Consider the following 14,805-nt stretch of genomic DNA (forward strand, 5'->3'; position numbering starts at 1 on the left):
GCTCTGCTACTTAGTTGTTGTTTGAGGCTGCTGGGTTGTTATTCACCGTAACCTGGTCACCATCTTCCAGCACGGTTGACAATACACGGTAACTTCCGGTTACAATTTCTTGTCCGGCTTCCACACCCGATAATATTTGGGTATGGGTATTGTCACTGATACCGGTTTTTACTTCTTTTCTGATGGCTTTGCCGTCTTCAACTACAAAAACCACTTTTCGCATATCCTCTCGTTCTATCATCAGCCCTTCTTCCTGATCGCTGGCTAAGGTTGCCTCAGCTTCCTGGGAATTTTGACTGGTGGTATCACTTGAGTTCTTATTATTAGCAAAATCTCGTACGGTAACCGACTGAATGGGAACTGATACCACATTCACAGCCGTCTGGGTCTCAATATCTACGGTGGCAGACATTCCCGGTCTGAAGTTTGGAATAAAAGATTCGTCCGGATCTTCTCCGGCTTCTGTTCTTACCAATTTTTCTGAGGTATTATCAATATTATGTGGTGTGGCAATACGAACCTTTACTTCATAATTCGTTACCTGTTCGTTAGTTCCACTTCCCGTTATCAAAGCAGAATTGGCTATCTCCGTTACTACCCCATTAAACTGCCGGTCAGGGTAGGCATCTACTTCGATGCGGGCGGTATCGGCAAAATCTACGTTTACAATATCGTTTTCATTTACTTCTACCAAAACTTCCATCTGGTCAAGCAGCGAGACGCGCATCATGTCGGTACCGGCCATCTGGGCATTACCCAAAACACGTTCACCTTCTTCAACAGCAAGACCGGTAATGGTACCATCTTGTGGCGCACGAATAACCGTTTGCTCCAGTTCTTCTTTAGCTTGTCTTAATTGAGCTTCGGCACTTTGGACCTGGTACTCTGCCGCATTCAGGCTGGCTTTTTCTGACTCATATTCCGATTTGGATTGAATGTAGTCCATCTCAGAAATTACGTCCTTATTATACAGTTCCTGATCCCGCTGATAAGCTGCTTCAGCTCTGATTAAAGCGGCACGGGTTTGCTCCAAACGGGCTTTTTGAGTTAACAAAGCCGCATTCAAATTGTCAATATTGGCTTGGTAAATATCGGGTTTGATACGAACCAACAAGTCGCCACGGCGGACAAAGTCACCCTCATCCACAGCCAGTTCGATGATCTCTCCCGAAACATCGGGACGAATAATCACTTCTACTTCTGGCTGTACCTTCCCGGAAGCAGATACCAGTTGTGTGATGGTTTTAAGTTTTGCCGTGGCAGTTTCTACCTGTACGCCCGAATCGGCATTACCAATTACCCCGGTAAAACGCAGTACCAAACCTGCAATGATGATGAAGCCCAGAAAACCGCCAATCCAGATCAGCAGTCGTTTGGTGGATGATTTTTTCTTGGTTGCCATGTTTTTTGTTCCCTATCCTTTTAGTGAATAAAATGCCCTAATTAAAAGAAACTGTTTCCCCGTTGAGTTTACCCAGGTAGTAATCCAGCAGTTTTTCCTGAAAAATGAGATTGAAGATTGCCTGGGTATAATCCGATTGCGCCGTCACATAACTGGCTTGTGCATCACTCAGCTCGATAAGCGTGCTGGAACCTACATTGTAGCGTTCCTGCTGGGTTTCAAATGCTTTCTCGCTGGCGCGGAGTGATTTCTCGGCTGCATCCAATTGTTTAACGTATGAAGTGTAATCGTTGTAGGCCTGCGCCACTTCCTGAATAACCTGCAGCTTGGAATTGTCGTAACTCAGCTCAGCATTTTTTAACTGTATTTTTGCAGACTGAATGCTGTTCATACGATTCCAATTCTGGAAAATTGGTACGTTTATTGAAAAACCAATCGAACGGTTTACTTGCTGATCAAAAAACTGATCACTAAAATCAACCTCTACAAATTCATCATTTTCGTTTCTAATGGCATACTGATCACTATAACGGGAAGAAATATCAGCACTTGCTGAAATGGTAGGATACAAACTCCCTTGTGCGATCTTAAGCTGGTACTGCAGGCTTTTAATATTAGCGATCTCACTCTTTAAATCAGAGCGATTTAATAAAGCCTGATCTATGAGCTCGTTAATGTTATAAGTTGCATTAATACTCTTTTGAACCTGTGATTCCACAGCAGGAGTCTCAAACTCGTATTCCCCTAAGGGATCAATCTGAAGCTGTCTAATAAGCACCAACTTGCTGAACTTTAAGCTATTTTCTTGTTGGGTTACACTTAGTTCATCATTTGCCACCTGGGCCTCTTGGTTGTAAAGATCAACCGTAGGCCGGGAACCAACTTCCACTTGTGCCTGAACTTGTTCAAGTTGTTTTGTTGAGTTTTCCAAGTTTTGTTTGGCAATTTCTAACAACTCTATATCCAAAAGTACTTGCAAATACCTGGAAGCAGTATTAAAAATTACTTCTTCTCTCGCTCTTTGAACTTGCTCCTCATAAGATAATTTAGCTTGCTGGCTCTGGCGCAAACTATTTATGTTATTAAATCCATCAAAGATGGTAAGCTGCGCACCAACTCTTCCACTCATTCCTTTTGAGGTAACGTCCACAAAACTTACCAAATCCTCTACAAACTGTTGTCCGGAAGTACGAGAACCACCAAAACTTCCAGAAACTGATGGCAAGAAATCTGCATATTCACTTTTGATATCGGCGTTGGCTAAATCCAGGTTATTCTTTGCCTGTTTTAGCTGGTAATTATTTTCAAGCGCTATATCTATTGCTTCCTGGAGAGTGATGGTACGTACATCCTGTGCAGTAGCGGAAGGCTGAATTAACAGCAGTGATGCGAGTACAAAAAAGGTAGATGAAAGTATTCTTTTCATAATGAAATTATTTTGATTAGTCGGGTTGGTACACGAAGTGAGCCAAAAATAGTTACAATTAATTTCTACTATTTTTGGCTTTTATATCCTTTTACAGGATAACACTAAATTGTTGTAAACTTTAGCCTACTCGGGGCGTTCTCTTTGCTTCAGCTCATGGATTTTATCATCCAGAAAATCCATTAACATACTCAACCCTTTCCGAGTAAGAATGCGTTTTATTTCTTTGGATAATGCCGAATCAGAACTTTCTCCCCGATAGGCTGTAGTGTTTGATGATGAATAGCCCCCTTTTCTTTTGGACCCCAACAAAAAACCTGCAATAATAGATGCCCCTACTACCGGAAGTGGATACTTACGAATAATATTTTTTGGATCAAGACTGGAAGATACCCCTTCTTTCACATCATCAATTGAATCGTCGATCCCCTCTTGCAATCGGGTAAGTTCGTCTTCAAGTTCTTTTTTTCTTTTCTCTAATTTTGAAAGTTTTGCTTCAGCCATGGTCTTCAGATTCTTTATTGATATTCTTATGAACAGGAAGAGATTTGGTAGCCGGTTCTTGCATAATGTCGGTGTCCTTTTCTTCTTCCTTGGAGTCCAACATTTCAGCTAAAATTTGTTCCTGTATGCGATTCATAATTGATTTAGGCTTCCCAAAAATCAGATAGAGGCCCAGTAATAAAAATGGAGTTGATACTATAAGGTATCCGGCCCAGCGTTCTTCTAACACTTCTCCCAGATATATCGCCAAAGCCGTCATGCCAAAAACAATTCCAATGCCCAATATCAGGTAGCCGGCCAGCTGCTGTATAGACTTCCCTATCACACGCGTGGCTTTATCCCCAAAATCGAGCATAGTAAGCTCAATGCGGGTCTCGATATATTCTTTAAATTCCCGCGTTACATTTTTTATCCGCCTTCCAAAATCATCCATAATTACTTTCAGTGGTCTGAAGTAAATATTTTGGCTGCTATAAAACCAACAGCAAGTCCTACGGCTACAGAAGCTATGGGATACCTGCGAATGGTGTCTTCCGTCTGATCTTTCATTTCATTGAGGCGCTTCTCCATCTCTTCTTCGGTAATAATCTCGCGGCCTTTATCTATGGCCCGGTCCAATCGTTCGTTCAGGTTTTGTATGATTTCTTCGTTCATGATGCCCTTGATTATTTAGCTATGTTGAGATAATTGCACTCTCTTTCATAGCTTTTATTTAATTGTTGAAAGCAATTCAATATAACAAATTGAAAGAGATGCATAAATCATTCCATCACAAAATGTTATTCGTAGCGCAAACTTTCTATAGGGTCCAGCCTGGATGCTTTATAAGCGGGATACACTCCAAATATCAACCCAACAATAAGCATTCCAAAAAAACCACCGGCCACTGACCATAACGGAACAACCGGCTCCGTCTCAATCCAGACGGCCATCAAGTTGCCTACCCCTACACCCAGTATCATCCCAATAACTCCACCAATCTGGCAGATAAAAATGGTTTCCATCAAAAACTGGCTTACAATGGCTTTACTGGTAGCTCCAACGGCTTTTCGAATACCAATCTCACGGGTCCGTTCCGAGACCGATACCAGCATAATATTCATTACGCCAATCCCGGCACCTAACAAAGTGATAAGACCAATGGCAAAGCCTCCCATGTAGAGAGCGCCAGTGAAGGAGTCAAAAGTTCCGGCCAGGGAGTCATTGGTAGATATCTCAAAATTGTTGTCTTCCCCGGGTTGTACTTTTCGGATTACCCGCAAAATTCCGGTCAATTCATCAATGGTTTTATCGATGAAAGTAATGGCGGGGGCCCTCACTTGTATACTTATGTTTCGGTTTCCTCCGTAGGCATTTAAAGCTGTGGTGTAGGGAATTAACACAAAATTGTCAAAGGACTGACCAAAAATTTGTCCTTTTGCTTCTAAAATTCCCACTACACGGTAAGGCTTGCCATCAAAGCGAATTTCCTTACCCACCGGGTATTCATTTTTGAATAACACATCCTGCACATCTTTCCCAATAATCACCACGTTGCGTGCATATTGAACATCATCCGGAGTAAAATTGCGCCCGTCTTCCAGATCGTAGGAATTATTTAGCAGGTAGTTCTCATTACTACCCACCACCCGTACATTGGGTTCGGTTTCCTCTTCATTATGGGAAATCTCTGACACTCCGAAAGTCTCGTCAGGGCTCATAGATTGTCCGATTTGCATCCGGTCTTCCAGCTGCTCTGCCGTTACAAAGTCAATGTCTTTCCTGTTTCTGATCTCGTCACTCAAACCGCCCATCTGCACCGCCGGGGTTTTGGAAACATTGATAACGTCTGTCCCCATGATACTCATGGTATTCTTGAAATAATTATCGAGTACTGCTACGGCCGTGGTAGAAACAATCACCGAGAAAACGCCAATCACCAAAGCCAATAATGTCAAAAATGAACGAAGCTTATTGGCTTTCAGGGCGTCGTATGCTTGTTTTGTAGTTTCTGCTATATGCATAATGGCTTATTCAAATCTTAGTGATTCAATGGGATCAGACTTGGCGGCCCGGTAAGCAGGGATAAATCCAAAAATCACCCCTACGATCGTACAGATACTAAATCCAAGAAATACGACTCCTACATTCATAACGGCAACAAAGACCTCGTTAATTAAAACGGTGATAATACCTGCAAGGGCTACGCCAATTATTCCCCCTAAAAGGCAAATCGCAATGGCCTCTAACAAAAACTGGGTAAGAATTTCCCATGCTTTTGCCCCCACCGCTTTCCGAATACCAATTTCTTTGGTCCGCTCCCGAACGGATACAAACATAATGTTCATCACACCGATCCCCCCTATCAACAGGGAAAGTCCGCTTAAGATAAAGCCAACGGCATAAATGCCCGCCTTCATCCCCTCCAACTGTTCTTTGAATGCTTCCGGCTTATTGAGGGCAAAGTCGTTGTCTTCGGTTGCCTCAACCTGCCTGATCCTTCGCATAATGCCCTCCAGCTCATATTCCCCTTCCCTCAGGGTTTGTTCATCAGGAAACTGCACTCCAATCTGAATCCCACTCCTTAAGCCATAAATATGTTCATAAGCTGAAATGGGTATGATGATGCGGTTGTCGGTATCTTCCAAACCTAAAAACTTACCTTGTTTTTCCAGAACACCTACTACCGTAAACCGTTGCCCTCCAACTCTTATTTGCTTGCCGAGAGGGTTTTCAAATTCAAACAAAGCTTCCATCAATGAATGGCCAATAACCGCAACTTTCGATCCCGAACGGACCTCTTCCTGCACAAACATTCGTCCCTCGGCAATATCCAAACCCTGTAGCTCAAGGTAATTTGATGTAGCCCCGTTGAGTCCGACATTTTCTGCCGTTTTTTCCTGGTAACGAATGTTGGTGTACCTGCTGGCAGAAGCGGCCACATGCTCAGCTAATTCGCTGTAGTCACGTATCCGGTCCACGTATTCCATTTTCATTTCACGGCGGTTACGGTATTCCCACCACTTATACTCACCACCCATACCCCATGGCCATTTTTCTACATATACTACATTCTGCCCCATCATAGCCATGCTTTTCTCAAACGTAACATCCATACCGGTTGTAACGGCATCCACAATGGTTACCATGGTTATTCCGATTATGATACAAAGTGCGGTGAGGGTAGATCGGATCTTATTGGTTCGGAGTGCCCCAAAAGCAATTTTAAACCCCTCTGTAAAACTATTTAGTATTCTCATGAATTTGGTTGATTAAACGGATGGGTAGCTTACGAAAGAAAATCACTTTCGTTTCAAAATAAAAAAGCATTTTCCCTGACAACTCTTTCTTGTGCCAAGATAGTAAGTGCTACTATAATTTTCAGTTTAGTTGCTGTAAAAAACTTTGTAGTAATCTATAAATACAATCTTACAAGTTGCCTTTTATAGATACAGCGATTATTTACTACTTTAAATCAAAAAAATAACACCATGAAATTAGACGTACTTGTATTTGCTTCTCATCCTGATGACGCCGAATTAGGCAGCGGGGGTACCATTGCAACTTTGACCTCTCAGGGCAAAAAAGTGGGGATCGTAGACTTAACAAAAGGTGAGATGGGCACCCGGGGCACAGAAAAGACACGTGCCAAAGAAGTGGAAACCGCTTCTGATATCTTAAATATTTCTTACCGTGAGAATCTGGATCTTGGCGATTCACTTATTCCAAATACACGGGAGAACCAATTAAAAATTATTGAACAAGTGCGTCTTACCCGTCCCCATATTTGCCTGGTGGGGGCTCCTTTTGATCGTCATCCAGATCATGGCAAAGGAACCGCCTTGGCTATTGACGCTCTTTTTTACAGCGGGTTGAAGAAAATCGAGACTTTCGATACTTCCGGAAATCCTCAAGAACCCTGGCGACCAGCCCACATCTTACATTACATGCAGGACCGTCCTTTTGAACCGGACTTTGTATTTGATATATCTAAACATTGGAACACCAAGCAAAAAGCTATGCTGGCTTATGACACCCAGTTCAATGTTTCTGACTTAGGCGATGAGCCCGAAACCTATATCTCATCACAAAATTACTTCAAGCAGATGGAAGCACGTGCCCGACTCTATGGGCATCTGGCCGGCTTTGAGTTTGGCGAACCCTTTCAATACTACCTCAAACCGGCTCCTTTGCAAAGCATGAATGTATTTTTTGAGAGTGAACCTAAGCGTTAATGTATTTCCGGCCTTTTAACCAATACCTGTATAGATTCTCCTCACCTTACCGATACTGTCTTTAAAAAGGATGCCTAAAGTTTTTCTGAATTCTTCCGATAATATTGCTTTATGAATATGTACGAAACCGTTGCCCTTTTCCTGCAACAGAAGTTTTCTTCCCTGAATCATGATTTCCAGGAGGTATCCCGGAAGTTTCAGCTCATTTCAGTACCAAAGAACACTTTATTACTGGAAGCAGGTGATAATGAGTCGGAGCTTCGGTTTCTAAGCAAAGGAACAGTCCGTGAATTCTATGCCACGGCCGAAAAAGAAGTGAATATCAATTTTTATACGAAGCCACAGTTTATAACAGATTTGCTGGCGTTCACCAACCAACAAAAAACCAAGAAATATCAGCAAACATTAAGTGAGGCGGAAATTTTGGTGATGCACAAGTCAACCTTCAATGGCTTACTTGAGCAACATCAATGTGGTAAATCGCTGATTGATGAAACATTCAGAAAACTCTTAAAACATCAACAGGAACAAGAATTTAACAGACGTACCAAAAGCCCGGAAGAACAATATCAATACATTTTGGATAACAAAGCAGATTGGCTGCAATCTATTCCGCAGTATCAGATAGCTTCCTATCTGAATATTACCCCTGAGACTCTCAGTCGAATTCGGGGGCGTTTGTCTTCCACCCCGATAACTGGCTGACTTATGGATGCAGATTCCAGTGAATACCCTTCTTGATTCAAATCAATGTAAAAGAGAGAGGGTCCGCATTACCTTGGCGCATTATCTAACAAATAACGAACTATGCTTAAAATACATCAGCTTAGAAATGCGACCATTGTCCTGGAAGTAAACGATCAGAAAATACTGGTTGATCCCATGCTGGGAGATCAAGCCTCCATGCCCCCTTTTGCTTTTATCCGCTACAAAGCCCACAAAAATCCCACGGTTCCCTTACCCAATAATGCCGATGAAACCCTGAAAGATATCACGCATTGTGTTATCACTCACAACCATCCCGACCACTTAGATAATGCTGGAGAAGCCTTTCTGAAAGAACACGATATCCCCGTGTGGTGTAGCTACAAGGATGTAGAAACTTTTAAGAAGCGCGGTTTGAGGATTAAACAACCGGTTAAATATTGGAAGAAAAGTGACTTTGCCAAAGGCACTATTGAGGGCATACCCGCTCGCCACGGATATGGGATGGTAGCCAAGCTACTGGGCAACGTGATGGGCTTTTATATACAATTTCGGCATGCACCTTCTGTATATCTTACCTCCGATACTATTTATACGCGGCCTGTAAATTATGTACTCAGCAAATATAAACCCGCTGTATGTGTAGTGCCCGGAGGACTCGCTCGCTTCGATCTGTTCAAACATCTGATCATGAATGAAAATGACCTGCTTAATTTTACAGATCACGCCCCGGGAAAAGTTATCATTAATCATCTGGAAGCTATAAACCATTGCCCTGCTACCCGGGCAGGATTGCGGGATTTATTTGATCAAGCCGAATTGGAGAACAAAGTCCTGATTCCTGAAGACGGAGAAAACATGCTTTTTAAGAGTAAACTAAATGGCCACAAAACGCTTGCCTAAGTAAAAACCTGTAGTTTTTATTGTAATGATATCTTAAAATGGATTTCTTCTAAGGCCTGTTAGTATTGTATATATTTGAACTTCTTTATTATTCAACTTCCAAAATCCTGATTCACTTTGTCTGTATTCGCGGTAAGTCTTCCCTTTTTGAACGAGATCGTTGCGCTCTTTTTGGTAAGCGTGCTCATCGCTTACATATGCTATAAAATCAAACTGGTACCTATTGCCGGTTTTTTACTGGCTGGGGTGATTATCGGACCCAATGCACTTGGTTTGGTACAAGACCAAGCCCTGGTAGACACTTTAGCCGAAATCGGCATTATCCTTTTGCTATTTACTATTGGTATTGAATTCAGCCTCGAGAAACTGGCCCGCATACGAAATGCAATCCTGATTGGGGGAGGTTTACAAGTAACCCTTTCTGTAGCAGCCGTAGTTGGTGTGCTGGCTTTATTTCAGGTGGATTGGAAAGTAGCCGTGTATACAGGCTGCCTGGTGGCCTTGAGTTCTACAGCCATCGTATTGGGACTACTGAGTGAACAAGGCAAAACGGATACCCCAAAAGGCAGGCTTTCTCTGGCGGTGCTCATTTTCCAGGATCTGGCCATCATTGCTATGGTACTGCTGGTGCCCATCCTTTCCGGAGAAAGCGAATCGATCACTGATGTATTTATCGTTTTAGGGAAGGCCATTGCCCTGATTGCACTTGTTGTTTTTGCCGCACGGAAGATTGTCCCATGGATCTTGGAAAAAGTAGCCCAAACCCGGCGGCAAGAACTTTTCCTGTTAACCGTTATGGCCATCTGTTTTGGAACCGCGGCCCTCACTAACCTGGCTGATGTTAGTTTGGCTCTCGGAGCTTTCCTGGCCGGTTTGGTAGTAAGTGAAAGCCACTACAGCGATCATGCCCTCAGTGAGATCCTGCCTCTCAAAACTATTTTCAATGCGGTATTCTTCGTTTCCGTAGGTATGTTGCTGGATCTTCAATATGTGATTGATCACCCTTTCTTGTTATTGGGCATTGCCGTTGGAGTTTTGTTACTCAAGTTTGTTATCAGTTCTATCAGTTTGCTTGTACTGGGATACCCCGTCCGGGTAGCAGCCGCAGCGGGATTGGTGCTCGCTCAAATCGGGGAATTCTCTTTTGTTCTGGAGCGGGCAGGACGTACCGCCGGCCTTACCCCGGGCGGCTTTGGAGAATTAGGCTCCCAAACATTCATCGCCGTATCTGTTTTACTGATGCTGCTTACCCCACTCTTTTTAAAAGTTGCCCCGCAAATAGGCGATTTATTAGGCAAAACTCCTTTGGGTAAAATTGGGAAAAGCAGACGCGAACCCGAAGATCAATCTCCTTCCCCGGATCTCGAAGACCATGTGATATTAGTTGGCTACGGACCGGCCGGACGCAATCTCGCCAAAGTCTTTAAGGACACCGGGATTCCATTTATTGTGATTGAGATGAATCCTAAATCTGTAAATGAGATGCGGGCCAACGGCATTAATGCGGTGTATGGAGATGCTTCCAGGGCTCCCATTTTAGAGCACGCCAAAATTGTGAAAGCTAAACTCTGTGTGGTAGTCATTAACGACCCAAGGGTAACGCCGCGTATTATTAAACTGGCCAACTACCTCAACCCTACCATCGAGGTCATTGCCCGAACCAGATATCTCTCCGAGGCTGAAGTGCTTAAAAAAGCCGGTGCTCACAACGTAGTTCCTGCAGAGATGGAAACAACCGTTCGCCTGTTCTCAAACGTACTGCGTGCTTATCGTATTCCTGAGGAGGAAATTGAGCAGCATATCCGTGAACTTCGCAAAGAAGACTACCAGATCATGCGAGGCAGTATTCGGGAGGCCCACCTAATGGTATTGCGTGGATTGGATGAAGAAGGCTTGCATACCCGTGCTGTAGTTGTTCGCGAAGGATCGCTGGCCGCAGATAAATCACTGGCCGAACTGATGCTACGAAACAAATACGAGATTACAGTGCTTACCGTTAATCGAGGCAATAAGAATATTGGGAATCCCGCTGGGGAATTTACACTCAAGCCCGGCGATCGATTGGTGATGGTTGGCCTTGCCGAACGCTTCGCGGAAGCCGCAGAGATTTTCCGGGAACCTACCATGCCTGATGAATTGAAAGAATCTTAAAAAATCCTTTTGAACAAACCGTTATGCACTGAAAGCATGACTTGTCCTGAGCCACCTACCAAATGATCCTATGGATCATACTCTCGTTCCATAGGAACGTTTGATATATAGAAGCAATAAGAATTAGATGTCGAAAATTTTCGCCCGGATGGCTTTTTGTCATGAAGGAACATCCAGAAAATTGGGCAAGAATTCACCCCTGCATATTGCCATTCCACTTTCATGGATTTACACAATATTTGAGCGTTGACACAGCACTAGTATGCTTCACTGAAAGTACAAATGTCTAATTTAGCTGGAACCTATAAACTCTCTCAATTCTCCTTTTGATAATGCCCCGGCATTTCTCTTTACTTCTTTCCGGTTTTCAACAAGAATCAAATTGGGCAAGCCTTTAACCTGAAATTTTTTGGCAATCTCAGGATGTCTTACCGTATCAACTTTTACAATCAGGCAATCCACCTCTCCGGAAGCGGCCAATTGCTTTAGTGGTTCATTCATCATGATACATGGACCGCACCATTCGGCCCAAAAGTCTATCAAAACCCGTTCCCTACTCCGCAGTAATTGTTCCAGTTGTATCTCATCCACTTCATGAATCATATTTTTTGCAAAGGATTCTTCGGCTTCCTCTTCCTTTCCATCAAAAAGTGCTCGTTTAAGAGCTGCAAAAGGCCATCGAATCATGGCGATGCTGTTGCTTATCATCAATACCAAAAACAGGACTAAATATCCCAAAAACCTAATTGGATAGAGATGATATTTCCCGGAAGCAGATTGAATCCAAACTTCCAGTTTATTCAGGTTGATGATAAGATTGTTTGTATCGAACAAATTTACTCCGGTTAATTTCGTTTTGTTGATTGTTTGTACTTACCCAAGCATTTGTTGCCCGATCATCCCCAATAAAAAACCCAATACCGCACCCAATGAAGGCGCCCAGTGCCGCTGCATAGTTGCTTTAGGTGCTATATCTTTAAAAACGAGGTAGAGGATTCCTCCGGCGGCAAAACTCATAATAGAAGCGGTTAGTACATGCTGATCTTGCAAAAAGTAAAAGCCAATGGTAGCCGCAACCGGACCTAACAAACTTATACCAAACAATAGTGAGAGGATGGTCTTGGGTTCTATCTGATCAGACAAAATTTCCCGAAATGAATTAAATCCCTCTGGCAGGTTCTGTGCTGCGATAAATAAAGCCAGCAGAATAGCTGCATTTTCATTGGTTGCAAACAAAGCGCCCAAGGCCAGGGCCTCAGGAATGAAGTCCATCAGCATGGCCATAAACTGCGCTTTATTTCCTCCTTTATTGCTCAGATAAGCATCTACTGCACTGAATATCACTCCACCGGCCAGAAAGGTAATGCCCAACGCAGTCGTCGACAGCGTTTTAATGCCCTCGGGGGCCAAGGAAAAAGCAACGGCCGCAACTAAAATGCCGCCACCGAAAGCCATTACCCCGTGAATCCATTCATCTTTATGTCTTGACTCTACGGTTTGCTCATAGCGAGCAATTAGCCCGCCAATGAAAGCCGTCAGGCCTGCCAGCCAGGAAAACAGCAAAATGGAAATAATTTGACTCATTTAATCAGTTTTTAGTTTAGAAGGTTTTGAAACGATTATCATTAGGAACTTGATTCATCGACAGGATTATGTTGATTAAACTCAATAGAATACATTCCAATTTAAACGTAACACAAAATCGCAGCGATCACAGTTCCAGGCCAAACAATTGGCTTGCGATCTTAGTAGTACGCTGGTCAATTTCTTCCAGGCTTAGATCAAACAATTCAGCCAATTTCTGAGCGGTGAATTTCATGAACGCTGGTTCGTTCCTTTTGCCTCGTTTGGGAGTGGGTGAAAGATAGGGAGCATCCGTTTCCAGCATCATTTTATCCAGCGGTAACTGTGCAACGGTCTTATCCACACCGGCATTTTTGAAGGTAGCGACTCCGCCAATTCCCAGATACAGTCCCAGGTCTATAGCTCGCTTACCTTCGTCTACACTGCCGTTAAAGCAGTGCCAAATTCCTTTCAGGCTCCCGTCCTGTTCTTCTTCTACAATATCCAGTACATCCTCCGTACTTTCACGATTGTGAATAATAACTGGTTTCTGCACCTCTTTGGCCACCTCGCAATGCAGCCGGAAACTCTGCTTTTGCTGCTCCACCCGTTCCGTACTCCAGTAATAATCGAGGCCGGTCTCTCCCACCCCGTAAAAATCATCCTGCCCACAAAAATCAAGCAGCTTTTGTTCTAACTCTTCTGGTAGTACTTCGGGCACATCACAGGGATGAATGCCAGCCATTTTGTAGAATTGAAGCTCCGGATGGCTCAGCTTTTCCATTTGGGAAATAGAATCGAAATCAATGGCGGGCATCATAATCGCCTTCACGCCGGCTTCAACGGCCCGGGCGTTTACTTCGTCGCGGTCTTCATCAAATTTGGATAAATAAATGTGGGAATGGGTATCTATCAAAGCAGTGTATTTTAGATTGAGATGATATCATCCCAAAAATACAAAAGCTTAGCGCGAGAAGTGAAAAGCGATATGCTCAATAGGTGTGCGAATCACGGAACTGATTTCAAGCCCCATTTGCTTGGCACATGCGCGTAATTCGGCTTCGTAGACTGAAGCAATACTGCCTACAAAGCCCAGTTGATGTGCTGCTGATTCTTCCGGGAAATGCTCTTTTACTTTGTTCAGGAAATCGCAAAAGCCATGATCAAGGATATTCTGCATTTCAGGATGATAGGATTTCTTGCTCATAAGTTTGCATAAACGGGACACAAAAAGCTTTGCCATTTCAGGCGTTTGTACCTGGGCAAAAATCTCATCCAAGTCCATCTTCAGCTGTTCTTCAAGATAAACGCGTAGGTCTTTGTGAAGACGCCCCTCGAGGTAAGCCACTAAAATTTCTTTACCAATGTAACTACCACTGCCTTCATCCCCTAGTGGATAACCCAGCGAGGGCATCTGCCGGTCGATGGCATTTTCTTTAAAAAAACCGGCACTGGAACCTGTTCCCAAAATACATACGATGCCCTGCCGCTTGCTAAACAAAGCGAGCCCGGCCCCGTCCAGGTCCGTTTTAACATCTACTTTTACCCCTGGAAAGACCTCTCTCAGGAAACTGCGTACATTTTCTTTTTTCTGGGGTGAACCGCATCCGGAACCGTAAAATTGTATACGGCTTATGGATTTGCCCATTAGGTTGGGCTTAAGTTCTTTGGAGAGCGTATTCAAAAATTGCGAGGGCGATACGATATGGGGATTCAGTCCTTCCGTCTGGATGAACTGCTTGTCTCCGTCATGAAGTAAAACCCAATCGGTTTTAGATGCTCCGCTGTCTGCTACCAACATATTCATACCGCAATAGTACATAATTTTTTACAACTAATGAAGCCTTTTTGGTACCGCTTCCACCTAATTATTTCATTTAGTTGAAGTTTATCCAAAATGATGACTGCACGTATCGCAGGCGAATTACCTTTTTCCT

The 14,805-nt window shown here is 43.4% G+C and carries 15 protein-coding genes; 4 read left to right on the forward strand and 11 right to left on the reverse strand.

Annotation, left to right across the window (positions count from 1 at the left end; translation table 11 throughout):
* Positions 1–10: 10 nt before the first annotated feature.
* The 7 genes from FN815_RS12660 to FN815_RS12690 form a co-directional block, all read right to left on the reverse strand.
* Entirely contained in the window at positions 11–1,402 is a 1,392-nt protein-coding gene (locus tag FN815_RS12660; RefSeq protein ID WP_142455013.1) for an efflux RND transporter periplasmic adaptor subunit, read from the reverse strand.
* 37 nt (positions 1,403–1,439) lie between these two features.
* Complete coding sequence (locus FN815_RS12665) at positions 1,440–2,828, reverse strand: TolC family protein (RefSeq protein ID WP_142455014.1); 1,389 nt, start codon at positions 2,826–2,828, stop codon at positions 1,440–1,442.
* A 126-nt stretch (positions 2,829–2,954) separates the two neighbouring features.
* Positions 2,955–3,332 (reverse strand): hypothetical protein, encoded by a 378-nt coding sequence (locus FN815_RS12670; RefSeq protein WP_142455015.1) that lies wholly within the window; start codon positions 3,330–3,332, stop codon positions 2,955–2,957.
* Positions 3,325–3,765, reverse strand: a complete 441-nt coding sequence (locus tag FN815_RS12675) for a phage holin family protein (protein WP_142455016.1) — start codon at positions 3,763–3,765, stop codon at positions 3,325–3,327. The genes FN815_RS12670 and FN815_RS12675 overlap by 8 nt, the downstream gene beginning before the upstream one ends.
* 8 nt (positions 3,766–3,773) lie before the next feature.
* Positions 3,774–3,986 (reverse strand): hypothetical protein, encoded by a 213-nt coding sequence (locus FN815_RS12680; protein WP_142455017.1) that lies wholly within the window; start codon positions 3,984–3,986, stop codon positions 3,774–3,776.
* A gap of 125 nt (positions 3,987–4,111) precedes the next feature.
* Complete coding sequence (locus tag FN815_RS12685; protein WP_142455018.1) at positions 4,112–5,335, reverse strand: ABC transporter permease; 1,224 nt, start codon at positions 5,333–5,335, stop codon at positions 4,112–4,114.
* 6 nt (positions 5,336–5,341) lie between these two features.
* Positions 5,342–6,571, reverse strand: coding sequence for an ABC transporter permease (locus FN815_RS12690; protein ID WP_142455019.1), 1,230 nt, complete (start codon positions 6,569–6,571; stop codon positions 5,342–5,344).
* A 231-nt stretch (positions 6,572–6,802) separates the two neighbouring features.
* Between FN815_RS12690 and bshB1 the strand changes: the two genes are divergently transcribed.
* The 4 genes from bshB1 (at position 6,803) to FN815_RS12710 (ending at position 11,305) form a co-directional block, all read left to right on the forward strand.
* Positions 6,803–7,546: a bacillithiol biosynthesis deacetylase BshB1 gene (gene bshB1 / locus FN815_RS12695; protein ID WP_142455020.1), complete on the forward strand. Its 744-nt coding sequence runs from the start codon at positions 6,803–6,805 to the stop codon at positions 7,544–7,546.
* A gap of 111 nt (positions 7,547–7,657) precedes the next feature.
* Complete coding sequence (locus FN815_RS12700; protein WP_142455021.1) at positions 7,658–8,251, forward strand: Crp/Fnr family transcriptional regulator; 594 nt, start codon at positions 7,658–7,660, stop codon at positions 8,249–8,251.
* Between the two features lie 102 nt (positions 8,252–8,353).
* Complete coding sequence (locus FN815_RS12705) at positions 8,354–9,154, forward strand: MBL fold metallo-hydrolase (protein WP_142455022.1); 801 nt, start codon at positions 8,354–8,356, stop codon at positions 9,152–9,154.
* A 117-nt stretch (positions 9,155–9,271) separates the two neighbouring features.
* On the forward strand, positions 9,272–11,305 hold the full coding sequence (locus FN815_RS12710; RefSeq protein ID WP_142455023.1) for a monovalent cation:proton antiporter family protein: 2,034 nt from the start codon (positions 9,272–9,274) through the stop codon (positions 11,303–11,305).
* A gap of 291 nt (positions 11,306–11,596) precedes the next feature.
* Here FN815_RS12710 and FN815_RS12715 read toward each other — a convergent pair whose 3' ends face one another.
* The 4 genes from FN815_RS12715 to FN815_RS12730 form a co-directional block, all read right to left on the reverse strand.
* Entirely contained in the window at positions 11,597–12,139 is a 543-nt protein-coding gene (locus tag FN815_RS12715) for a thioredoxin family protein (protein ID WP_142455024.1), read from the reverse strand.
* A gap of 39 nt (positions 12,140–12,178) precedes the next feature.
* Complete coding sequence (locus FN815_RS12720; RefSeq protein WP_142455025.1) at positions 12,179–12,889, reverse strand: ZIP family metal transporter; 711 nt, start codon at positions 12,887–12,889, stop codon at positions 12,179–12,181.
* A 127-nt stretch (positions 12,890–13,016) separates the two neighbouring features.
* Positions 13,017–13,784 (reverse strand): TatD family hydrolase, encoded by a 768-nt coding sequence (locus tag FN815_RS12725; RefSeq protein ID WP_142455026.1) that lies wholly within the window; start codon positions 13,782–13,784, stop codon positions 13,017–13,019.
* Positions 13,785–13,832: 48 nt separating this feature from the next.
* On the reverse strand, positions 13,833–14,675 hold the full coding sequence (locus tag FN815_RS12730) for a hypothetical protein (protein WP_185957291.1): 843 nt from the start codon (positions 14,673–14,675) through the stop codon (positions 13,833–13,835).
* Positions 14,676–14,805: the final 130 nt, after the last annotated feature.

This window comes from Gracilimonas mengyeensis, from assembly GCF_900182705.1.
Lineage (GTDB): Bacteria > Bacteroidota > Rhodothermia > Balneolales > Balneolaceae > Gracilimonas > Gracilimonas mengyeensis.